This window comes from Terrabacter aerolatus, from assembly GCF_007991735.1.
Classification (GTDB): domain Bacteria; phylum Actinomycetota; class Actinomycetes; order Actinomycetales; family Dermatophilaceae; genus Terrabacter; species Terrabacter aerolatus.
In genome coordinates this window covers 1-23,736 of sequence record NZ_BJYX01000024.1, presented here as the reverse complement: position 1 = coordinate 23,736, position 23,736 = coordinate 1, and the positions used below count along the sequence as shown (strand labels likewise).

General features: G+C 64.8%; 13 protein-coding genes. 9 read left to right on the top strand and 4 right to left on the bottom strand.

Annotation, left to right across the window (positions count from 1 at the left end; translation table 11 throughout):
• Genes dpdF through dpdD form a run of 7 tightly spaced genes read left to right on the top strand, consistent with a single transcriptional unit; the run spans position 1 to position 14,447 of the window.
• On the top strand, positions 1–2,598 hold the full coding sequence (gene dpdF / locus TAE01_RS17305; RefSeq protein ID WP_147068061.1) for a protein DpdF: 2,598 nt from the start codon (positions 1–3) through the stop codon (positions 2,596–2,598).
• Positions 2,598–3,518, top strand: a complete 921-nt coding sequence (dpdG, locus tag TAE01_RS17300) for a protein DpdG (protein ID WP_147068060.1) — start codon at positions 2,598–2,600, stop codon at positions 3,516–3,518. Before dpdF ends, dpdG begins: the two co-directional genes overlap by 1 nt.
• Positions 3,515–6,571, top strand: coding sequence for a protein DpdH (gene dpdH / locus TAE01_RS17295; protein ID WP_147068059.1), 3,057 nt, complete (start codon positions 3,515–3,517; stop codon positions 6,569–6,571). Before dpdG ends, dpdH begins: the two co-directional genes overlap by 4 nt.
• Complete coding sequence (locus TAE01_RS17290; RefSeq protein WP_147068058.1) at positions 6,568–7,278, top strand: type 1 periplasmic-binding domain-containing protein; 711 nt, start codon at positions 6,568–6,570, stop codon at positions 7,276–7,278. The genes dpdH and TAE01_RS17290 overlap by 4 nt, the downstream gene beginning before the upstream one ends.
• Entirely contained in the window at positions 7,275–11,771 is a 4,497-nt protein-coding gene (gene dpdJ / locus TAE01_RS17285; protein ID WP_147068057.1) for a protein DpdJ, read from the top strand. Before TAE01_RS17290 ends, dpdJ begins: the two co-directional genes overlap by 4 nt.
• Positions 11,768–12,292 carry a phospholipase D-like domain-containing protein DpdK gene (gene dpdK, locus TAE01_RS17280; protein ID WP_147068056.1) on the top strand — a complete coding sequence of 175 codons (525 nt, stop codon included), beginning with the start codon at positions 11,768–11,770 and terminating at the stop codon, positions 12,290–12,292. Before dpdJ ends, dpdK begins: the two co-directional genes overlap by 4 nt.
• On the top strand, positions 12,282–14,447 hold the full coding sequence (gene dpdD / locus TAE01_RS17275; RefSeq protein ID WP_147068055.1) for a protein DpdD: 2,166 nt from the start codon (positions 12,282–12,284) through the stop codon (positions 14,445–14,447). Before dpdK ends, dpdD begins: the two co-directional genes overlap by 11 nt.
• Before the next feature lie 889 nt (positions 14,448–15,336).
• Here the strand turns inward: dpdD and TAE01_RS17270 are convergent.
• The 4 genes from TAE01_RS17270 to TAE01_RS17255 form a co-directional block, all read right to left on the bottom strand.
• Positions 15,337–17,073 carry a hypothetical protein gene (locus TAE01_RS17270; RefSeq protein ID WP_147068054.1) on the bottom strand — a complete coding sequence of 579 codons (1,737 nt, stop codon included), beginning with the start codon at positions 17,071–17,073 and terminating at the stop codon, positions 15,337–15,339.
• 273 nt (positions 17,074–17,346) lie between these two features.
• Positions 17,347–17,568, bottom strand: a complete 222-nt coding sequence (locus tag TAE01_RS17265; protein ID WP_147068053.1) for a hypothetical protein — start codon at positions 17,566–17,568, stop codon at positions 17,347–17,349.
• Positions 17,569–17,802: 234 nt separating this feature from the next.
• Complete coding sequence (locus TAE01_RS17260) at positions 17,803–17,982, bottom strand: hypothetical protein (RefSeq protein ID WP_147068052.1); 180 nt, start codon at positions 17,980–17,982, stop codon at positions 17,803–17,805.
• A 168-nt stretch (positions 17,983–18,150) separates the two neighbouring features.
• Positions 18,151–19,875, bottom strand: a complete 1,725-nt coding sequence (locus tag TAE01_RS17255; RefSeq protein ID WP_246111426.1) for a ribonuclease J — start codon at positions 19,873–19,875, stop codon at positions 18,151–18,153.
• Positions 19,876–20,187: 312 nt separating this feature from the next.
• Here TAE01_RS17255 and TAE01_RS17250 point away from each other — a divergent pair, with 312 nt between their 5' ends.
• Both TAE01_RS17250 and TAE01_RS17245 read left to right on the top strand, forming a co-directional pair.
• On the top strand, positions 20,188–22,950 hold the full coding sequence (locus TAE01_RS17250; protein WP_246111425.1) for an MGH1-like glycoside hydrolase domain-containing protein: 2,763 nt from the start codon (positions 20,188–20,190) through the stop codon (positions 22,948–22,950).
• Between the two features lie 2 nt (positions 22,951–22,952).
• Positions 22,953–23,720, top strand: coding sequence for a glucose 1-dehydrogenase (locus TAE01_RS17245; RefSeq protein ID WP_147068051.1), 768 nt, complete (start codon positions 22,953–22,955; stop codon positions 23,718–23,720).
• The last annotated feature ends 16 nt before the right edge of the window (positions 23,721–23,736 follow it).

Genomic DNA, 23,736 nt, shown 5'->3' with positions numbered 1-23,736 from the left:
ATGACGGATCAGTGGAACCTGGGGGCAGCCAAGTTGGCTGGAGCCACAAACAACCGCGATCTTCTCATCGGGCCCCACCGCCGACTGGTAGATGCATGGTTCTCAGATGTTCCGGGGCCCGAGATCGCGGGTGACGTTGCCGCGCTTCTAGGCCAGGTACTGCGTCATCGCCGAGGGACTACAGGGCATTCCAACAGCTACCTGACCCTTCGCCTCTACGACCGCGGCCTTCCGCTCGAGACGCTTCGCCGGGCAAACCTCGACGTCGCCACGTTCGGGCTGCACGAGCACCGCGTCACCCTTGGCCCAGACTGGGCGCCCGACTGGCTCCGCGGCGACGGGCGTTGGATCGATATGGCCTGCACAAGCCCCGACAATTTCGAAGGTCCGGAGGGCGTCGTATCCACCTTTGCCCGGCACGACATGGCAGTGCCGGTAGACCCGTCCGTGGCTGCGATTGCTGGGATTGACACCTACCGTTCGCGAAGCCAAGCGAGCGCCGTCCGGGCTGCTGCGCTTGCACCTGCAGGCAGCACACTCCACGTGGTCCTACCCACCGGAACAGGTAAGTCCTTGGTCGGCATCGCCCCTGGACTACTCGCTCGTACCAGCGTGACAGTCGTCGTGGTGCCGACCATTGCGCTGGCGCTTGACCAGGAGCGCCAACTTCATCAGCGGTTTCCAAACCAGGGCCTTCCTCAGGAATTGGCCTACTACGGCGATCGTGCCGCGACCGAAAGGGAAGCGATCAAGGAGCGCCTGCGCGAAGGGACGCAAAGGGTTCTCTACACCTCGCCCGAGGCTCTGGTCACCGGTCTGGCGCAGACTCTGCGGCGCCTAGCTGCCCGGGGCGAACTGAGCCACGTTGTGATCGATGAGGCGCACCTCGTACGCACCTGGGGCCTGAGCTTTCGACCCGAGTTTCAAGTAGTCGCCTCCCTGATCGCCGAACTGAGAGAGGTCGCCCGGGCTCAAGGGGTAGCACCGCCCCACGTAGAACTGCTGACTGCGACACTCTCCCGACAGGGCCTCTTGCTGAACGACGAACTGTTCGCCGGAGCCGACACTTCGCTGTTCGTAGGTTCCACGTACCTGCGCACGGAACTCCGTTACCTATTTGCGCCGCCCGTCCCTAACGAGGCGCGCCTCGATCGGGTTGTCGAAGCACTCCACCACCTTCCGCGGCCGGCGATCGTTTACACCAGCAAGAAGGAGTCGGCCGACACGCTTGCAGTTCGACTCCGAGAGGCGGGATTTGGCCGCACGGCGGTCTTCCATGGCGATGTGCACGCGGACGACAGGCTCGAAATCCTGAGGGCGTGGTCTGGCGATGCTGGCCCAACGTCCGTCGACGTGGTCGTGGGGACCAGTGCGTTCGGGCTTGGTGTGGACCAGAGTGACGTTCGTTCTGTCATCCACGCCTGTGTGCCGGCCTCAGTCGACCGCTTCTATCAAGAGGTTGGCCGCGGTGGCCGCGACGGTCACGCAGCCGTATCGGTCTGGATGCCGAGCACCGCCGATGCCCAGGAAGGTCGCAGCATCGAGAATGCCACCGTTCTTGGCGATAAGAAGAGTTGGGGTCGATGGGACGCGATGCGTACGGCGCGCATCTCGGCGGACCCAACGCGCCGCGAACTCGTCGTGGACACCAGCACCGTCCCTCCCTGGCTCTCCCACGCCTCCGACAGCAACCAACTGTGGAACCGCAACACTCTGGTCCTGCTACAACGGGCCGGGGTGCTCGACATTGTCGACACTCCCCCGCCGACCCTGGAGCGCGCCGAGGACGAATCTGAAGCCGATTGGCAGAAGCGAGTCGATACAGCCTGGTCCGCGTACGTGACGCGTGCGACCGTGCGCATCCGCTCGGGCATTGCGAATGTCGATGAGGCCACCGTCCTGCGTGCGATCGACAAGGTCCGACGTGAGATCCGTTATTCAGAAGCCGGCTCGCGCGACCGCATCGAGCGCATGTTCAGGCTCGATGAATGCTGGGGTTCAATCCTGAGCGAGGAATATGCGTACGACGAGGTGGGCGCGATGCGCGCTCACCAGGTGGTCGCACCCGCGTGTTCGGGATGTCCCGCTGCCGCGCATGTCCATGAGCCGTCTTTGCGGGCTGCACGACCAGTGGTGCAAGAAGCACCGCTCCCCCTGTTGCACCGCGGAGTAAGTCCCACCCTTGCGTCGATGGCCTCCAGCGGCCGGTCACTGGTGGTGACCTATCCCGAGGGAGATCTTCGGATCCACCTTGCCGAACTCGTCACAAAGGCAGTGACACACGGGGTCCGAGGAATCTTGGCATCTGCAAGTCTGACCGGCTTGCCCGCAGTGGTGGGGGCAGGTCGCTCTGCACCCGAGGGACTGGTCGCCATCGATCCGATCATCGCGGGTCCGCCCCGAACCTTCCCGATCCCCACGCTGGTCCTATTGGACCGGACCGATCCACCTCAGTTGAGTTGGCTTGCTGGGGAGGCGGGTTCCCTTCGGATCGTCGTACTCCCGGAGGACACGCCGGACCCTCAGTATCCGGGCCAACCCGTGAAGGCCATTCGCTTCCCGCATTGGACGCTGTCGTACTTCCTTAGGAGCCTGTGATGGCAGTACTCAACCCGCCACGCACATTGCCAGGCCTCGGCCGCGCCATCGTGAACTACCTTCTCGACGCACGACGTTCGTCAACCGAGGACGATCTCGTTGCCGCCTTCAAGCCGGAGGGGCTGAACCCCGGCAGCGAGGCCGCCGGCGGACTGAAGAACACGATCTCCTCTCTGCGCGCCATCAACGTGCTCGAGACGAATCCCGACGGAACTCTTCAACTAGGCGCTCAGGTTCCGACGCCGAAGGCACCGTTCGACCCTCCGGAGTTTCGACGACTCCTTCAAGCCCGCGTGTTCGACCTCGGCCGGGATGGCGATGTCTGGGCAACGCAGCTGGGCGATGGACACACGAGCGGCGCTCGTGACCTCAACCGAGCCCTGACCTGGGTGTTGGCACAGGACGCGTTGGGGCAGCCGCTGTCGTGGACCGAGAATCTACAAACACTCCAGTCTGAACAGTTCGGCACAACCGATCGTGAATCGTGGGCCATCGTCAATGACACGCGTTGGGTGGCTGCGTCGCGTTGGATTGTCGCGCTCGGTTTGGCGACCCCGTCAGTCATGAAGGACCGGACCGGCGTGGTTCCACTGCCGGTGCCCGCGGTGGAGGACGCCCTACGAGCGATGCCCGCCGAACGTCTCTCGATCCACGACCTGTTGGCACGCATCGGACAAGCGCTCCCCGTCCTTCATGGTGGGTCAATGCGGTTCGGACTCGTGGCTCTCCTTGGAGCCGATCCCGACCCAGGCATCGTCGCCGAGTGCGCGGACAGTTCAGTCGGACAGGCACTGCGCATCCTCGAGGAACGCGGACGGATCCGATTCGAGACGCTCCCAGACGCACAAGGCATCCGCCTGTCCCGTTTCGACGCCGCGCGCCAAACGCACGCCATCGTGAACCATGGAGGAAAGAAGTGAGTTGGCGCGGCAACCTCCCAGCGGCTTGCTGGGACGCACACGAGGCTTCAGCCATCATCCCTGTCGAGGCGGAAAGCACGTCGGACGGCGTCTTTCTTGCCACACACAGCACGATCCCCATCACGCAGCGCGATCAAGTAGACAGCGCCCGCGGCGGCGCCGTTGTTGACGAGCAAGCCCTGCTTCGCGCTGTCCAGGACCAGCCTGCGGACCAGCCGATCATTCCGATCCTGGGTAAGTCCGGTACGGGCAAGTCCCACCTCGTTCGGTGGCTACGGGCTCATTTGGAAACCAAGGAATCGACCCGCCTAATCTTCGTGCCCAAGCACCGCATGTCCTTGCGCGGGATCCTCGAACTGATTCTTGAGCACGCGAGCGGCGAACGAGCCGACGAACTCCGGTCGAAGGTAGCGACCGCGGTCGATGCCGCCGCGGACGAAAAGACTGCGCAACTGAAACTGCGCAACGCCCTTGCGGTGAACATCGAGACGCGCGGCAACCGCACCGACGGCTCCCCCGAGGAGATCGAACTCCGATCTTATCTCGCCTCTGCCGGTGGCCTTCCTGCCCTCTTTGGCGACGACGTCTTTCGGAGCCGACTGCTCGACCAGAACGGGCCAATCGCCCGCCTGGTGCGCGAAAAGTTGTCCGGGAAGGGCGACGAGGACAAAGAGGACGCCTTCGGGTTCACCCCCGACGACCTGAATCTTTCTGTGGACGACGTCAACCGGGCCGGCCAAGCGGCCCGCGAGGTCGCTGGAGCACTCACGAGTGAGCACTCGTTCCGTGAACTAGCCGCCAAGATGATCAACGAGCAACTCGGTCCATCTGTGAGCGAGGTCTTCGGCGTGGGCGGTGACGACCTCAAACAGATCCTCGTCGACGTTCGCGTCGAGTTGGACAAACAGGGCCTTGAACTGCTTGTGCTCATCGAGGACTTCTCGATCTTCCAAGGGATTCAGGGTGGCCTCATTGATGCCATCACGCTCATCTCGACCGAGGCGCAGAAACTCTGTCCAATGCGCGTGGTCATGGCCGTCACGACCGGTTACTTCATCAACCAGATGCCAGAGACGGTCTACACGCGGACGTACCGAGTGTTCGACCTCGACCTACCCGATGGAATGAACGCGTCCTTCCAGCCGACAGGGTTCGCCAGCCGATACCTCAACGCTGTTCGAGTCGGGGCATCGGAGCTTGATGCAGCGCATGCACGCGAAGAGGAGGTGCCCAATGCGTGCGAGCAGTGTCCTGTCAACGCGGCATGCCACTCATCGTTCGGCCAGGTTGACGGTTACGGCCTCTTCCCGTTCAACCAAGCCGCCCTCGATCGTGCAATTAAGAGTCACTCCACCGACGGCAGCTTCGTCGCTCGCAACGTGCTGACGCGTGTCCTCCGCCCGGTCCTGCATCGTGACCAGGCTGAGATCAACCACGGTCGATTCCCGAGCGAAGGCTTTGCCAACGACTTCCGGGGCGGCGCAAGCCACCGCCTCACGAACATCGAAGACCAGTTCAAACTGCGGTCGCCCGGAGACGAGGAGCTTTCCGAGCGTCGCATCCGCCTCGTACGCTTTTGGGGCTCGGGGCCAGGCGCGGAGAATCTCGCTCCGACGATCCATGACGCCTTTGATGTCACACCGATCGACGATCTCGGCGACGCAAGGCCACCTACTCCGGACTCCCGTCCGACGCTGCCCACCAAGCCTTCGGCTACCTCCACCTCGACTCCGCAGCCAGTCGCTCCGGACCCGCCGCTCGTCAAGGCTGTCGATGGCTGGCTCGCAACGGGCAACATCCTGCAAGGTGAGATCAACGATCTGCGAAACATCGTCTTCCAGGCGGTTCGACAGCGCCTCCCGTTCGAGGACGGATACGGCGGCGAGAGCTTGTGGGGCAACGACAAGGCCCTCGCGCCAGGGTTCGAGGCGAAGATGGTCGAGTTCAGCCAAGCGAAAATCGCTGACGCTGTGTTACCGATGGACCGATCCAACCCCGACGACATGCGAGCCCTTCGCGCACTCGCGTGGGCAAATCATAAGAACAACTGGGCAGACGTGCCGGATGGAGAGCGACTGCAGAGGCTCACCGAGACTGCCATCGATAGATGGGCATCCAGAGTGGGCATCAATCTGCTCCCTCCGCAGCGCCCCGACAACGACACCGAGTTAGCTCGGCTCGTAGAAGTGCTCCTCAGCATCGCGCGAGGGCTCGGAATCGCCGACGCCTTCAAGTCGGACACCACTAGTCGGATCCGGGCCATGTTCGCCCCGGTCCCAGACCGCCCGGATCTCGAGTCGCGGGCCGGTCTCCGGGCCCTCCACAGCTTCCTGGAGGAAGGTGCTCGTAGCGGCAGCGCCGTCACTCGTGTCGGCCGCGGCCAACTCCAGCAGCGACTGCTCCGGCACGCTTCATTCAGCCAAGGCTCCGGTAAGCCGCTTGCCTTGGACCTCAGCAAGGTAGCCAAGGTCGTCCGAAGTGAGGTCACGGGCGCACCCTGGCCGGCCTCGACGCCCGACCTGATCAGATCCTCGGTCTCGACGATCGAGGCGCGGCTCGCGTCGATCGACTCCTTGCACGCGGAAGCTTCAAACCTAGTACCCGATCTTTCCGACCTCGGAGGTGAGCTCGCCGACGTCGCCTGGGAACTTCTCGTCCTCGTCAACGAGCGCGCTGCCGCCGGTGCGCTGCCAGGCGGAATCAACCCTGCCGAACTCCAGGCCGCAGTCAAGTCCGTCAAGCCCGGTGACCAACGCAAGGTCGAGGCGGCCTTTGCCGAGCTGAGTCGCTGGGATCAACTCACACACGACGAGAAACTGCAGGTCCTCAACGGCGACTGGGATGAGCCCGCACGGCGGGTAGGTGCCTGGCTCCAGATGGCAAGGCAAACGGTCCGACTGCTTGAGCACAGCCTCGGCAACGGCAGTCCCTCTGACGTGCAACGCGAATACGCTGAGGCCCGTGAACAACTGATCGCCAACCTCACGGCCATGGCCGACTCGATCTCGCCCCCAGCAACCGAAGCTTGGTCCGAAGCAGAGGAAATCGCATGACCCTGCGCAGCACGATCCAGGATCTGCGTGCCCACGCCGAAGTCGCCAACGACGAACACCAGGTCAAGGTCCGGACAGGCCAGTTCGCAGATCTCAGTGCACGCCTCGCCCAAATGTTGACGGAGTTGCCCGCGCTCATCGTCGCGCTGAGTGAGGTCATGCAACTCGATGTCGAACTGCCGGCGGGGCACGAACAGGATGCGGCCCAGGTAGCCCAGAGTCTCCGTGCTCTGGCGAGTGAAGTGCCTGCGCTCGGAATGGAGCAGAATCTCGACCTCGCCAAGGAGCGTGTCCGGTCGGCCGAGAAGTACGCCAAAGAGCTACGCGCTCTCGTCGCGGGCACGTGGCAAACGTATGTGAGTCAGCCTCCGCCTGCGGTCAACGTCGATCTCATCGACGCACTGGCGCAGGGCGGGGTCGACGTCGAGGAGATCCGCGATGCGCTGGAGACCGCACGGGCCCGGTTGCTCGCAGTCACCAGCAGCCCCATCCCGGACCGTGGTGCTGTTAAGAAGCATCGAGCAGCCGTGGAGTCGATCCATCGCTGCGGCGAGCAAATCGGAGAGGTGGTTGACGCCGACATCGCTGAGGGCATCGTGGGGTCTCAGGAGCCGGGCGGCGTCTCGCTGACGTGGTTCACGCCTGAACGTCTCAAGAAGCTCGCTGCTCTTGGCATCATCGCCCGATTCAAGGTGCACCTGCGATGAACTCAGCGCTGTTAACCAGGATCCTTGACCGACTCGAGTCCCTCGAGGATCCGCTCCTGTGCTGGGGCATCGTCGACGGTGGCTTCAGCACCGAGGAACTGCGCCAAGTTATCGCCGATGAACTCACTTCCAGCCACGAGTGGGATTTGAGCGCCGACGACATCATCGAGGCGATGACGACACGCGCGTTACTGTTGCACGACTCCAGCGCTTCGCCCAGCCGTTGGCGTACCCGCAACGGCGAAACCATCCGCTTGGTGGCGCGGCTCCGACAGACCTTCCTCGGCCAGACCTGGCAATCCGGAACCAACCTGATCTCCGACTTCCGGTACGCACGCCGCCCCCGCTTCTACCCAAAGCGAGATCACCCTTGGACCACGGCTCTCGACGGGGTCGTCGGCCCTATCGACGCGTATCGCGGTGTCCTTGAGGTAATGACCCAGCGCGACGGTGAGCACGACCTCCTCGGCGGGTTCCAAGTACGCGCAACGAGGCACATCCTGACGGCGTTGCAGAGTCAGACCACAACAGCAACGGTGGTCGGTGCCGGCACAGGAAGCGGAAAGACGAACGCGTTCTACCTCCCTGCATTCAGCTACCTAGCGGGCATCAGCGACCCTTCTGCGTGGACTCGCGCACTAGCCGTCTATCCCAGGACCGAATTGCTGAAGGATCAACTGGACACGGCGTTCGCCCATGCCTGCCGACTCAACGATCTGTGGAAGCGCTCCACTGGACGATCTATGACGATCGGCGCTCTCTACGGCGGTACACCGACCAACGCCAAGAACGTGAGGGCTTCCTATCGGGGTTGGGGCAAGCGGCCCCATGGCATGGCTTCGCCGCAGATGCGCTGCCCCGGCGATGGCTTCGCCCCCTGCGGGGGCGAACTCATCTGGCGAAACGAGGACATCGACGCCGGGGTCGAGCGCCTGGTGTGCGCAAGGTGCAGGCGCTCATTCGGGCAGGACCAAGTTGTTCTGACCCGGCAAACCATGCAGAGCGCTCCCCCGGATCTGCTGTTCGTGACGACAGAGATGCTCAATCGAGGTCTGTCTGATCTGAACCTCTCACGACCCTTGGGCATTGACGCGCCGCCAGGCAGGAAGCCTCGGATGATGCTCCTGGACGAGATACACACCTACGACGGAACCACCGGGGCGCAAGCCGCAATGGTCCTTCGCCGGTGGCACCACAGCGTTCAGGCTCCGATCACCTTCGTTGGTCTTTCGGCGACGCTGTCCAACCCGATCCGTCACATGGCGGATCTCACCGGGGTCGACGACGACCTAGTCACGAGCATCACGCCCGAACCGGAGGAATTGGAGTACGAGGGGGCGGAGTATTTGCTCGCGCTCCGCAGCGATCCAACCAGCGGCGCATCGGTGCTATCGACCACGATCCAAACGTCCATGTTGCTGCCGCGCACGCAGGATGAACCAGCGAGTCGGATCTCGTCAGGCGTCTTCGGCACGAAGGCCTTCGTCTTCACCGACGACCTCGACGTCACTAACCGTCTGTTCTCATATCTTCTCGACGCCGAGGGCCAGAAGTACGCCTTCGGAAAGCCGAAGTCGTTCAAACCTCCTCTCGCGTCTTTGCGCGCCAACACTGCCGTCGGGGATGTCACGCTGCAACGTCGCGCAGGTCAACTTTGGGATCTACCGACCGCGGTAGGCCACAAGTTCGCGAGCATGGGCGAGGGCCTACGAGTGAGTCGAACGACCTCGCAGGACTCCGGCGTTACCGCCGACAGTCAACTGATCGTCGCAACAGCATCCCTAGAGGTCGGCTTCGACGATCCAGACGTCGGTGTCGTCATCCAGCACAAAGCGCCTCGAGGAGTGGCAGCCTTCCTCCAGCGCAAGGGTCGGGCCGGACGCAAGCGCACGATGCGCCCGTACACGGCAGTCGTGCTGTCCGACTACGGGCGCGACCGCGCGACGTACGAGGCCTGGGACAGCTTGTTTGAACCGGTGCTACCCGACCTAGTTCTGCCGATCCGCAACCGCGCAGTTCTACGCATGCAAGCCACCATTGCAATGATTGATTGGCTCACAACCCAGCTGCGGCAGTACGGCATCCCCAAGACAACTACTGCGTGGTCCGCTCTCGGGCAGAAGCCGGCTGATACTTTCGCCCGGCCGGGTCGCGAAACTCAACTTAAGGCCGTCGATGTGCTGAACGACGCGCTCCGCGACCCGGACCGTCAGCGGAGCCTGCGCATCTGGGTCCAGAACGCACTCGATCTGTCCGACTCGGAGGCCAACGAAGTCCTCTGGCATCCGCCGCGGCCGCTTCTACTCCAGGCCATCCCGACCTTACGTCGCCGTCTCCTCCACAACTGGGGTGTCGCAGACCCCGAAACAGTGCATGGATTCCGGGATCTTATGGGTGGTAACCCGCTACCAGACTTTTTCCCGACGAACCTCTTCAGCGAATTGGCCTTGCCCGAGACCTACGTGAGCATTCCCCCCCAGTCGGATCGGGAGACCGAGCGCGAACTCCATGCCATGGGGCTTGGGCAAATGCTCCGGGAATACGCACCCGGTCGGGTCTCACGCCGATTCGCAACTCGAAATCTCGAACACCGTCACTGGATCCCCGTTCCGATCGATGTCACAGAATCGGTGCTTGAACTCAGCACGGTTCTGCCGCTCTTCGCGGTGGAGGAGCCGTGCACAATCGACATCGACGGCGCGCCGACAACAACGACCGTCGTCCGCCCCGATCAGGTTTTGGTTGAACTGCCGCCGCAGAACGTAAAGGACTCGTCAAATGCGACAATGCAGTGGCGCTCGCAGTTCGTCGAAACCGGAACTGGCCTGATCATCCGCGTGCCAGCGGCCGATCCACTCGGGCGCCTCATCAAGGACGCGCGCTTCTATCTGCACGCTCAGAACGCCCACGTGAAAGTTCATCGCGCCGCTGTTAGCTCCGATGCCACGTTGAATCTCGACGACGGCACCGATAAGCGCGTGCGATCCCGGTTCTCGCTTCAAGGCGAGCCTGCGGCGATGGGCTCCACCTTCGACGTGGACGGGTTGCGCATCCAAGTCGACCTGCCGGAGGAGATTCTTGTCCCGACAGATCTCCTGCCCGGCCTGCGAAGTGCTTGGTTTAAGCACGTATTGCTCACCGACAACGAGTTGCTCAACTGCCTCAACAGTTTCCGCATCGACTGGCTCCATCAGTGTTTGGAGGCGATGTTGCTCACCACGGCAGTCCGCGACAACACCACGGTTGCAGAGGCGTACGCGGCCGTTCACGACTCATTCGACGGTCGGCTCGACGAAACCCTAGACGCCATGTTTAGGGGCACCGGTGTGGTCGAGTCGGAGTCTGCAGCACTCTCGCGGATGGGCGCTCGGCTCAAGGAGGCGCTGAGGAACCCCGCCATCGTCGCCCGCCTCGACGCGTTGGCATCGCAATACTGGGCTCCCGAAGCGGTTGCGTTCAATCGGTGGATCCGGGAACGCACGCTTTCGACTCTCGGACATGCGACCCTCGCGGCCGCTCGACAGATCTGCCCGGAGCACGATCCGGAGAGCGTAATCGTGGACATCGAGCCAGGTTATGACTCGGACGGAAGGCGCAGGACGGGAGAGATTTGGTTGACCGAGTCCTCGATCGGCGGCGGAGGCTTCATCGAGGCTCTTGCATCCCGTGTCCGTCCGGATCCCCGGCGGTTGCTTCGGCTGATCCTTCGAGCCACGCAGCCGAGTACGTACGAACTCGTTGACAGCCACCTTCAACGAGTGATTGACCTGACGGCGACCGACCCAACATGGGGCCGCCTCGTCAACGAATTTCGCGTGGCGCCCGACCAGGCGACGCGCGTCGAGACGCTCGGACGCATCCGGGATGCCCTTCGCCAGTCGGGAATCTACGGCGCCGAGCAGTCGGTTGTATCCTCGCTGGCCAGCCGCGTTCTGCGGCCCGGTTCGACATTAACCACGGACACAACCTTGTCGACTATAACGACCGAGTGGAAGTCGGAAGAGCGGCGGCTCGGTGTCGAAATCCCGCCACGGACTTGGGCGTACTTGATGCGTACGCGCTCAGATCTGGACCCTGGTCTGGTCCTTATAGGCGGAGACCGCGAGCGCCGACGCATGGACGCGGTCCAGAGCCTGCTCTGGCCCCGCGGTTGGCAACTCCGTGCCGAACAGTTGAGTGCGTGGAATCCCTTTGCCGATAACTTGCCCCCGGCACCTGAGGTCCTGCGCTCGCTCGCTGCCGCGGGCGATCCTCCGCTCCTGCTGACCGGCGACTACCGAGACCGCGTCCGCCACGCCCTATCTCGGCGAGGATCCGTACAGGTTCTGGCGACCCCCGAGCAGGCGGGGGATCTCGCGGACCTGCTCGTGGACACGTGTGTCGAACCTGTCGTGACCGAATATCTCAACGTCTATCCGCGTGTTGTGGAGATCGATCATAGGGCGAACGGCGACGTCGTCGTCGCCCTCGAACTCGCTGAGGTGTCGGCATGAGACGGATCACGACCGCGGGCCACGGACAAACCCGCATTCTCAACGACCTGATGCAGAACCTTCTCGTGACAGAACTGCTAGTGCCGTCCAAACAGTTGTGGGTCCTGTCGCCTTGGATCTCCGACATCGACGTCATCGACAACACGGCCGGCCAGTTCAAGACCGTCCTGCCCGGCCTCCCTTCGCGAAAGATTCGCCTGACGGAGGCTTTGGTTGAACTTTCTCGTCGGGGCAGCGACGTGCGCGTTCTCACTCGCGATGTTGAGAGCAACGTTGTTGCCCGACAGCGACTCGAGAATGCTGGCGGCCTCGGGGCGAGACCCACAGTGCAGATTCATTCAAAGCTTCACGACAAGGGTCTCTTGGGCGACCGATTCCACCTCCAGGGATCTATGAACTTCACCTACTTCGGACAGGCGGTCAACGCGGAAGGCGTGACGTTGACGCGCGACCCTCACGCCATCGCCGAGGCTCGCATCGCGTACAACGCTCTTTACGAAGGCGCCCGTCATGCAGATTGACGAGTTCTTCGGCGTGGGCAACGACATCAACCCCGCACGCCTGCCGCCCGAGCAGGAGACGTCGATCGAGAGATGGCGAGATGCCATCGGGCGCGGACAGATCGCGTTCCTGCCGAGGGTGACAAACGGAAGACTCTATTGGTATGGGTTTGCTCCTACATTGCGGGAGAAGAAGGAACTGCTCACACTCCTGGACGCTTGGATTGGCCCGACGTTCAGTGACCTGCCCAGAAGCCGGGGGCGTCTGTACCCACAGGATGCGTTTGACAGCGCACTAGCCTTGACCGACGTACCACCACTGCGCTTTGAGGTCCTCCCACGCGGGAGTGCTCCCTCCCGTGATGAGGTACGTCAAACACTCCTTGTTCTCTCCAAGTTGGTGTGGCAGCGCCCGCGCTCGGAATTCGACGCACCTCGAACCACGGTGGAGATCCTCGACGACCTAGGACACGCCATCGGCGCTCGAGATGGTCGGATCGCCCTCGAATGTCTCCGTGAACTTGAGACGTCCGCTGATCTTGACCATTCGAACCTCGCTTTCCTCCGCTTGCGCGTATATGCCGCGCTTGGCGACACGACGGCGATCTTTGCCGACCAAGACCTCGAGCACGTCCTTCAACTGCGTCGCCCAATCGGTATCACGCGTTTGTTGCAAACCGCAGTCTACGAACGGTATTTGGCGTCCGCGGACGTCTCAGGCGACGGCGCGGCACTGCTCGAAGCGGCACAGCAGATTCCGCCTCAATTCCGCGAACTTGCGACAAGCGGGGCCACCTCGACTAGACCCGCAGTGGTCACCGAGTTCATGCTCAGAACCCTTCGAGGAGGGTCACCCGCAACCCTTGGCCGGTTGGCCGACGAGGCTAAGACCCTGTCGAAGGCCTTGGCTGACTCCCTGCGACTTCTGCACGCTCCGGCAACCAAGCCCACCTCGGAAACGGTTCAGTTGGAGACAGTGGCAACGGCCACAATCACAACGGAGGATGAACTTCACCGCTTCATCGCTGAGGGCGAGTTCGCCGCCGCCGTAATGACAGGCCTCGCTGAGCCACCGACCCCGGTCGTGGCTGCTTTGCTGCTCTCCTGCATTCGGGAGTTGGAGGACCCAGGCCTCGCAGTGGAGGTGGCGGCCTTCGTCGACGCCTGCGGACTCCGCGAAGAAGCAGGGGACGATGTCGTTGTACACGCCGACTTGGAGTGGCTCGACAGGTTCATCAATCCGCAAAGAAACCTGGGATGGCTCGGTTGGTTCGATGCCTTGGAGGCGAACGACCTCAAGGACGCGGCGCTAGACCTCAGCGTTACGTCTGAATGGCATCCGCTGGATCATGCCACCATCTCAGACCGGTTGGCGTCCATGGACGAGGAGGCATTGGCGCGCCTCGGAGACCACGGCGGTGCCTTCATGGCTGCGCATTCGACGGTCTTTGCAGCAGCGGACGGCGCCGAACTGTGCGAACGAGTGCTCGCCGGATTCGCCGTTAGCGAAAGGAGTTCCATCGGCGTGCGGGTGCAGACGGTCGCACTCCTCGAGTACTTGTCTGCGTCTGCGCCCGGAGCCGCATTGCTCTCCTCCGCCCTGGAGTGGTCGGAGATGATCGTCGAGGCCGCGACCTCCGCTGTCACAGCCAGCTGGACCGTCGACGTTCTCCAGGCAGCCACGACAACCCCCCAAGCTCTCGCCCTGTCCGCCAAGAGCAGGCTGTACTTTCGCGCACTCGACGTGCTCCGACCGGTGAGATCCAGCCTCAGTCTTGCTGACATTGAGGGGCTCCGCCTCGTGGGCGAGGAGTTGGCCACGGCGCTGCCCGACGACTTCGAGGTACAGAACTCGGACGCCGACCCGGGCGCCGCCTATCGACACTTGAAGGACGCTGTGGTGGTGCTCTATTCGTTAACAGAGTCAGCCATAACGCGTGCTGCACAAATTCTGCGCCGATTGATGCCAGGCATCGATGTGCGTACGACATCCGAGCATGACGGCAGCCAGCAGTTGGCCGCCCTTAGCGCGAACGCTGACGTCTTCGTAATGGTCGCCGCCTCCGCCAAGCACGCAGCAACAGACTTCATCAAAGAGCACCGCGGCAGTCGTCCAATCATCCAGGTGAACTCCCGTGGTTCCTCGGCCATTCTTCGCGAGTTGGCTGAGGGCTGATTGCCTGGGCGGTTCACGGTTCAGACTGCGGTCGCCACCAGGGCGTCATGATGCAGCCAGTAGGAGGTCCCGGGCGGGGCGTGCTCGACGCAGAAGTGCTCGAGGTTGTCTACGCTTAGCGGTTGCTTCGCGACCTTAGGCGCAAGGAGCATGCAACTGGATAGCGCGCTAGCAGGGCAACAAGCCTGGGAACATCGCGGCCGCTCGTTCAGAGACCAGAACGCCACACGACGGAGCACTTGGACGCGGTCGCGCGGCCGAAACGTATTGCCGCATAAGACTAATCCGTCCTCCTGAACGCCCAGTCGATCGTTCTTCAACGTATTGCAAGGCCTGCAAAGGACCTCGAACGCTGTGGAATTGCCAACGAGGTAGAAGGGAGTTCGGTGTTCGAGAGTCTCGTCGAGGACCGGTTCATAACCTGTCGCGAAGACATTCGTCCGCCGCCGTATCGAGTGCCGAAGGGGCGCGCCACAAACTGCGCACCGAAAGCCCTGGTTCTCGAGTAGATCGGACACCTCCCCCACTTCAACGTCTCCAATGCCCTGTCGCCGCGCATCCGAAGCCATGTCTATCGCTGTTTGGATCTTCGTGACGAGCGTGACGAGTTCTGAATTCTCAGCCAAACCACCTCTAAGGCGTGAGGGTTCGATCACCTCCTGCAACCAGCGATGGACAGAGCGCCGTCGCCGGAGGAAGTTCGCATGCTGCTTGGGTGGGGTGACCAACCGCAGGGCGATTCTCTCCTCCAGCACGCCCTCCAACTGCGCAACGAGCGTGGTCCTATCAAGTCCAATCGCATCGGCAGCGCTAAGCAAGTCGTCCACGCGCCCGATGCTCCCCGTGTGCACCGAAAGATGGCGCATCAGTGCCTGGCCCAGTTGGCTGATCATGACTTAAAGGAGTCGGAACTCGCGCGGACCTGCGCGACCGATTTCCTGTTGGCCAGAACGTCCATCAAAGCGCGGATGAACACCTGCTTGACCTGCTTCGAAGCGTCAGCACCGGACCGAATGTACTCAGTGAAGAAGTCGCTCGATAGCGGCTTGAGAATGTTCGCGATCTGATCCCGGAACTGGACGGGAGTGATCGTCAAGGTCTTAAAGTCCTCACCGTCCTCAAGGGCACGGTCCTCACGTCGCTCCGCCCAACGCTGAAGCACGCTGATCTGCAACATTCCTAGGATCGTAGCGCCCATTAGACTTTGCACTTTATCCTGGTCGGGCGAACCCGACCGAACTCCAACTCGCGGCCAGGCATCGATGCTTTGCGGCCAAAGACCGTCGGCAAGGTATTTATCCCTAACCGCACCCCAGAACGCAGAGAAGTATTCGAACCACAGACCATCCTGCCACTCTTCAGCCTTCTCGCGCACTGTTAACGCGGAACAATTGGCGCCAAAGAGATCCACCATCCGAAACTCTTTTGACCGCCCGGGATCGTCGGTGATCGCTCGGAACTTCTTGAGTGTCGCTACCGTGCCGGAGGACCCCTTGCTGCCATACCAGAGTTCTATGACTTTCTTCTGCATCGCAGTGGCGTCAAGGAAGCCCTTTTCGCCAGGGGTGTTTGTTTTGAGCATTCCTGCGAAGGGATTCGCTTCTAGGTGGACGCGCATGGACGCCTTAATCAGATTGACCTTGATACCTGACCGGTTGAGTCGACCCTCGATCTCGGATAGCTGTTCAGGCTCAAGGCTTTGCCCCACGATGGCGAACAACAGATTCTCATCCACCTTCTTGGCAGAAGAATTGTTGACGATGAACTGAAACGCCAGTTCCGCCCAGTTGGCGAAGGGGAGAAAAGACACGATAAACGGCACTTCGCCGATGTTTCGCGTTGCTGCCACGCGATGCTGGCCGTCGATGATAAGGCCAGGCTTCCGCTCATCGACTAGCAGGTCGCGAAGTCGGACCAGATCAGTGTCGTCCCAAGACTCGTAGGCTTTGGTTGCGAGGAGGTCTCTAAGTTCGGCATAGGAATAGAGATGCAGGGCTTCAGCAGGCGAAATTTCGGCATCGTCGGACTCTGACACGTCAGGTTGCGACGGGCCGGCATCACCATCGTCGCTATCGTCTACATTGCCATCAGAGTCACCGCCTTCATTGAGGCCCTCCGCAGCAGACTCAGGGACGCCAGCGCCCCATTCAACGTCGTCGTCAATATCAGCCTCGGACGCGTCCGCCTCCTCGTGTTGAGGCTCAGATCTCGCTTCAACGACCGACGCGAGTTCGCCGATTTGGTCGACGAGTGGTGTGCCCTCGTCCGGCAACCATGGGTCGAATTTAAGTGCTAGTTGGCATCGGACTGGGACGGTTCCAACGGTGTCGGGCCGGAGTTCCTCGCCAGAGTCCGCGTCTACCAACGAAACGAGTTCTTGGGCCTCTGGCGCCAGACCCACCAAGATGCTGGTGGGACTTGCATTGGTGTGACTCAGATCCTGTTGGAAGAAGCGCTCGATTTCCGCGATGTGGCCCTTCACTGCCGCCCGTTGGAAGCCCTGCGGTCGGTTAGAGAGGCGAGTAGGAACTCGGGCCCACTCATCGAGGTCGCAGGTTGCCAGTACTAGCGAGATTTGAAGCGGGGCATTCTCATTCTGACGAAACGCGAACCCGGTGTACTCCACGGTGACTCCTATCAGGGGTGGTAGCACACGAATGTTAGCCGCTGACTCCCAGCGGACGGTGACGCCTGCGGTCTGCGCGGCCGGCACCCGAGGCGACGCGCCGCCACCCGACCGGTGCACGGGTCTCCGCGGGTGAGGACACTGGTGCCGCCACTTGTCGGACGGCGGTTGCCGAGTCCGTGCATTTTTCGAAGGCCCCTACGCCGGGTTACGTCTCGCCAGGGCCCGGACAGCGACGGGACCATCCTCGTTAGCGAGGCGATGTCACTGAGATCAGAGATGCAGTAGGAGACGGTCGCCGTCCCAGGTGACGGCATACGGGTCGGTGATCTCCCCGACGAAGGCGCCGTCGCGGTCGTGGACGAACGCCAGCAGCTTCGTCTCCCCGGAGTCGCGCTCGGTGACGAACTTGCCGACGTAGAGCGACGGGTCGTCGATGACCTGGGCGCCGGCGATGTCGTAGGGCCGATCGGCGACTTCGCGTCCGCGATACACACCCCGCCCGTCACGCCATCTGTCCGCCCCGCCTCCGGCATGTCCCCGACCATGCAGTTGAAGAGCAGCACCTCACGGCCGTCGACGACGAAGGGCTGAAGCACATCGAGCTACGCGAACCCCTGCCCCTTGAAGACAGCAGCTCCCGCAGCTCCCAGGTCTCGAGATCAGCCGGCCACGCGTGCCCGACCACCCCGCGGTCCACGACGTCGCCGTGGTTGGCGCGCGCCGCGATCAGCATGTGCCGGCCTCCCCGTCCGGGTCCTCCAGCACCCACGGGTCGCGGAATGCCTTGTCGTGCCAGTTCCCGTCGGCGATGGTCTCGTACCACCGCGGGTCGGCCGACAGCGCCGGCCCCGGCGCCTTGTCCCACGTCATGAGGTCGGTCGACACGGCATACCCGATCGACTGCACGTTCGCGCCCACCTCGTTGAGCGACGCCCCGTGTAGAACATGAACCACCGCCCGTCCGGGTGCCGCACGACGGACCCGGTCCACGTCGCGCAGTCGTCGAAGGCCGGCGCGTCAACGACTCCCCCGTGCACCAGGTCGGAGGCGAACCCGAGCCCGAGTGCAAGCCGCTCAGGCGTCCACGATGACGGGGATGATCAGGGGGCTGCGGCGGGCCTGTCGGTGGACCCAGTTGGACATGGCCTGACGCACCAGGTCCTCGACCTGCTCGATGTCGTCGATCCCTTCCTTGGTCGCGGTCGTCAGGGCCTTCTGGATCGCCGGCGTGGCCTTGGCGAAGTCGCCGGGCTCGTGCTCGAAGCCGTGGGCGAGGTAGTCCGGCTCCTCGACGAGCTTGCCGGTGTCGGCGTCGACGATGCAGACGACGGTGATGACGCCCTCCTCGGCGAGGGTCCGGCGCACGTGCAGGGACTCCTCGGTCGCGCCGCCGACGGTCATGGCGTCGACGTAGACGAGCCCGGCGGGGACCGAGCCGGTGACCTTGGCCTGCCCGTCGACGAGGTCGATGACGGCGCCGTCGTGCCCGATGAGGGCGCGGGTCGGGTCGACGCCGGTGCGGATGGCGATGTCGGCGTTGGCCCGCAGGTGACGCCACTCGCCGTGAACCGGCAGCACGTTGGAGGGCTGGACGACGTTGTAGCAGTAGGCGAGCTCGCCGGCGCTGGCGTGGCCGGAGACGTGGACCTTCGCGTTGCCCTTGTGCACGACGTTGGCGCCCCAGCGGGTCAGCTCGTTGATGACGCGGTAGATGGCGTTCTCGTTACCGGGGATCAGGGAGCTGGCGAGCAGCACCGTGTCGCCCTCCGTGATCCGGATGGGGTGGTCGCGCCGGGCCATCCGCGACAGCGCGGCGAGCGGCTCGCCCTGCGACCCGGTGCAGATCATGGCGATCTGGTTCGCGGGCAGGCGCTCGAGCTGCTTGAGGTCGACGACAAGGCCCTTGGGGATGTCGAGGTAGCCGAGGTCGGCGGCGATGCCCATGTTGCGCACCATCGACCTCCCGACGAACGCGACCTTCCGGCCGTGGTCGCGGGCCGCGTCGAGCACCTGCTGGATGCGGTGCACGTGGCTCGCGAAGCTCGACACGATGACCCGGCCAGGCGTGGTGCGGAAGACCGCCTCGATGGCGGGGGACAGCTCGCCCTCCGACACGGTGAAGCCGGGCACCTCCGCGTTCGTCGAGTCGACCATGAAGAGGTCCACGCCCTCCTCGCCGAGGCGGGCGAAGGCGCGCAGGTCGGTCACCCGACCGTCGAGCGGGAACTGGTCCATCTTGAAGTCGCCGGTGTGCAGCACGAGGCCGGCGGCGGTGCGGATCGCGACGGCGAGCCCGTCGGGGATCGAGTGGTTGACGGCGACGAACTCGCAGTCGAAGGGCCCGAAGGAGCGCCGGTCGCCCTCGCTCACCCGGACCGTGACGGGCTTGATGCGGTGCTCCTGCAGCTTGGCCTCGAGGAAGGCGAGCGTGAGGCGCGAACCGACGACCGGGATGTCGGGTCGCTCCCGCAGCAGGTAGGGCACGCCGCCGATGTGGTCCTCGTGGCCGTGCGTCAGCACGATCGCGTCGACCTTGTCGAGACGGTCCCGGATCCACGAGAAGTCGGGCAGGATCACGTCGACACCGGGCTGGTGCTCCTCGGGGAAGAGGACGCCGCAGTCGACGATGAGCAGCCGTCCGGCGTGCTCGAAGACCGTCATGTTGCGCCCGATCTCACCCAGGCCGCCGAGGGGGACGATGCGCAGGCCGTCGGCCGGCAGGCCGGGCAGGTCCGAGGAGCGTCGCGAGCCCCGTCCCCGGCCGCGGGTCTGCTGCCGGCGACCGCCGCCCGCGCTCACGCGCCGCACCCGGGACGGGACGGGACTGCGCGGCGCTGCGGGGTGACCGGGGCCTGCCCCGTGGCCGACGGCCCGGCCTGCGTGCTCGACTGCGGACTCATGGTGGTCCCTCCTGGTGCTGGGCGACGGCCGGGTGGCAGGCCCAGCGGTCGAGGCTCTCACCTGGGAGGGAGCCGCCGTCTGGGGGAAGTCGCTAGGTGAATGCTGTCAGACGCGTCCCGACCACGCTCCCCCCGCACCCCTGCGGCCCTTGACGACGTCCGTGGAGCCGAACCACAGGCCACCCTCGGGAGGCTGGCCTAGGGTGCCCCCATGGCGCGAGGGGGCAGGGACGAGACAGCCGAGCACCAGCGCCTGCGCGCGGCGCGCGAGGGCAGCGCGGACTGGCGGCTCTGGGGCCCGTATCTGCCGGCGCGACAGTGGGGCACCGTCCGCGAGGACTACTCCGCCGACGGCGACGCCTGGGCCTACCTCCCCTTCGACCATGCGCACCTGCGCGCCTACCGGTGGGGCGAGGACGGCATCGCCGGGCTCAGCGACAGCCACGGGTTCCTGAACCTCGGCCTCGCCGCGTGGAACGGCGCCGACGACCGCCTCAAGGAGCGGCTCTTCGGCCTGACCAACCCGCAGGGCAACCACGGCGAGGACGCCAAGGAGTACTGGTGGCACCTCGACGCCACCCCCACCCACTCCTACGCGCAGGCGCTCTACCGCTACCCGCAACGCGCCTTCCCGTATGCCGGCCTCGTCGCCGAGAACGCGTCGCGCGGTCGCGACCTGGCTGAGTTCGAGCTCTCCGACACCGGCGTGCTCGACGACAACCGCTTCTTCGACATCACCGTGACGCACGCCAAGGCCGCGCCCGACGACATCTGCGTCGAGATCGTCGCCACCAACCACGGCCCCGACCCGGCGCCGCTGCACCTCGTGCCGCAGCTGTGGTTCCGCAACACGTGGGCGTGGGGCCGCGACGACCGTACACCCTCGATCCGGCTGCTGCCCGGCAAGGACGGTGCGCCGACGCTCGAGGCCACCCACGCCTTCCTCGGCACCCTGACGCTCCACGTCGAGGACGCCGAGGCGCGAGCGCTCTTCTGCGACAACGAGACCAACGACGTCGCCCTCTACGGGTCACCGTCCAACCGCACCCCCTGGCCCAAGGACGGCATCGACCGCGCCGTCGTCCACGGCGACACCTCCGGCCTCAACCCCGACCACACCGGCACCAAGGCCGCCATCGTCCGCTCGTGGGACGCCGTGCCGCCGGGCGAGTCGGTGCGCCTGCGCCTCCGGCTGCGCAGACCCGACCACGACGACGAGCCCTTCGGGGATGGTTTCGACGCCGTCCTCGCCGGCCGCCGCGCCGAGGCCGACACCTTCTACGACGCCGTCATCCCCGCGAGCGCCGACGACGCCGACCGGCACGTCGCGCGCCGCGCCTTCGCCGGGCTGCTCTGGGGCCGCAAGCACTACCGCTACTCCGTGCGCGACTGGCTCGCCGGCGACCCCGGCCAGCCGCCCCCGGCCGCCGAGCGCACCGCACCCGGCGCCCGCAACACGGCCTGGCGCAGCCTCGCCCTCGCCGACGTCATCTCCATGCCCGACGAGTGGGAGTACCCGTGGTTCGCCACGTGGGACCTCGCCTTCCACTGCGTCACCCTCGCCCACGTCGACCCCGACTTCGCCAAGGACCAGCTCCTCCTGCTCACCCGCGAGTGGGCACAGGGCCCCGACGGCGCCCTCCCGGCATACGAGTGGGCCTTCGGCGACGTCAACCCGCCCGTCCACGCGTGGGCGGCCTGGCAGGTCTACGTCATCGACGGCGCGCACGACCACGCCTTCCTCGTGCGGATCCTCGACAAGCTGCTCCTCAACTACGCGTGGTGGCAGAACCGCAAGGACCCCGACGGGTCGAACCTGTATGCCGGGGGCTTCCTCGGGATGGACAACATCGGCCTCTTCGACCGGTCGCGTGACGTCCCCGCGGGGTGGCGTCTCGAGCAGTCCGACGCGACCGCGTGGATGGCCTTCAACACCCTCTCGCTCATGCGCATCGCCCTCGAGCTGTCGCGACGCGACGACGCCTACGGCGACCTCGTCACCACCTTCCTCGAGCGCTTCTGCGGCATCGCCGAGGCGATGGAGAGCTTCGGCAGCCAGGGCATCTCGCTGTGGAACGACGACGAGGGCTTCTTCTACGACGCGCTCGTCTGCGACACCGGCGAGACGGTGCAGCTGCGGGTGCGCTCGCTCGTCGGACTGCTGCCCCTGCTCGCCGTCGACCTGCTCCCGAAGTGGGCGACGACCGCGCTGCCGACGCTCGGCACCCACCTGAGCTGGCTCCAGACCAACCGGCCCGAGCTGATGAACGCCGTCGCCGGCACCACCGACCGCCCCGACGTGCACCGCCTGCTGCGCCTGCTCGACCCGACGCGCCTCAGCCGGCTGCTCGAGGTGATGCTCGACGAGGGCCAGCTGCTGTCGCCGCACGGGGTGCGCTCGCTGTCGGCGGCCTACCGCGACGGCTTCAGCCAGCACGTCGGCGACCGCGACCTCGGCATCCGCTACGACCCCGGCGAGTCGACGACCGGCCTCTTCGGCGGCAACTCCAACTGGCGCGGGCCCGTGTGGATGCCGGTCAACGTGCTCCTCATCAGCGCGCTGCGACGGCACGCGCAAGGCCTCGGTGACGACTTCACGGTCGAGCTCCCCCACGGCTCCGGGCAGCACGTCACCCTGACCGAGGTCGCCGACGAGCTGCAGCGACGCCTCGTCTCGCTCTTCCGACCCCGCCCCGACGGGCCACCGCCCAGCCACCCGCGCGACCAGGGCGCCGGGCCGCTGTGGACCGAGCACCCGACGTTCAGCGAGTACTTCCACGGCGACACCGGCCGCGGGCTCGGTGCCTCGCACCAGACCGGCTGGACCGCGCTCGTCGCGCACCTCATCTGCTCGCCCGACGGCCGCCTCCACGCGCCGCCCCCACCCCCGGCCTCGCCACCGCCGGCCTCGCCACCAGCTGCGCCGCCAGCACCCGCGTCATCCACACCACCCCCAGCACCTGAGGAGAACTGACCATGCTGCTCCAGGACAAGGTCGTCGTCGTCACCGGCGGCAACAGCGGCATCGGCGCCGCCATCTGCGAGGTCGCCGGGCGCGAGGGCGCCAAGGTCGTCGTCGACTACGTGACCCGGCCCGAGGACGCCCAGTCGGTCGACGACGTCATCACCCGCGGGGGCTCCGAGGCGATCAGCGTCGACGCCGACGTCAGCAAGGTCGAGGACCTGCGCCGCCTCGTCGACGCTGCGGTGACGGCATACGGCCGCATCGACGTGTGGGTCAACAACGCCGGCATCGAGACGCGCACGTCGCTGCTCGACACCGACGAGGACGCCTACGACCGCGTGCTCGCCATCAACCTCAAGAGCGCCTTCTTCGGCAGCCAGCTCGCGGCGAAGCAGTTCATCGCGCAGGGTGGCGGCGGCGTCATCGTCAACGTGACCTCCGTGCACGAGGACTGGCCGATGCCGGGCAACACCCCCTACTGCGTCAGCAAGGGCGGCATGCGGATGCTGACCCGCACCGCCGGCGTCGAGCTGGGTGAGCACGGCGTGCGCGTCGTCGGCGTCGGGCCCGGCGCGGTCGACACCCCGATCAACGCCACGACGACCGCCGACCCGACGAAGCTGGCCGCCCTCGACGCGGCGATCCCGCTGCGGCGCGTCGCCAAGCCCGAGGAGATCGCCGAGACCGTCGTCTTCCTCGCCTCGGACCGCTCCGGCTACGCGACGGCCACGACGGTCTTCGTCGACGGCGGCATCATGCAGGGCTCCGTCGGGCTCTAGATGTACCCGGTAATGA

Coding starts and splice junctions, on each gene's coding strand:
- dpdF (WP_147068061.1), top strand. CDS start 1: ATGACGGATCAGTGGAACCTGGGGGCAGCCAAGTTGGCTGGAGCCACA.
- dpdG (WP_147068060.1), top strand. CDS start 2,598: ATGGCAGTACTCAACCCGCCACGCACATTGCCAGGCCTCGGCCGCGCC.
- TAE01_RS17290 (WP_147068058.1), top strand. CDS start 6,568: ATGACCCTGCGCAGCACGATCCAGGATCTGCGTGCCCACGCCGAAGTC.
- dpdJ (WP_147068057.1), top strand. CDS start 7,275: ATGAACTCAGCGCTGTTAACCAGGATCCTTGACCGACTCGAGTCCCTC.
- dpdK (WP_147068056.1), top strand. CDS start 11,768: ATGAGACGGATCACGACCGCGGGCCACGGACAAACCCGCATTCTCAAC.
- dpdD (WP_147068055.1), top strand. CDS start 12,282: ATGCAGATTGACGAGTTCTTCGGCGTGGGCAACGACATCAACCCCGCA.
- TAE01_RS17250 (WP_246111425.1), top strand. CDS start 20,188: ATGGCGCGAGGGGGCAGGGACGAGACAGCCGAGCACCAGCGCCTGCGC.
- TAE01_RS17245 (WP_147068051.1), top strand. CDS start 22,953: ATGCTGCTCCAGGACAAGGTCGTCGTCGTCACCGGCGGCAACAGCGGC.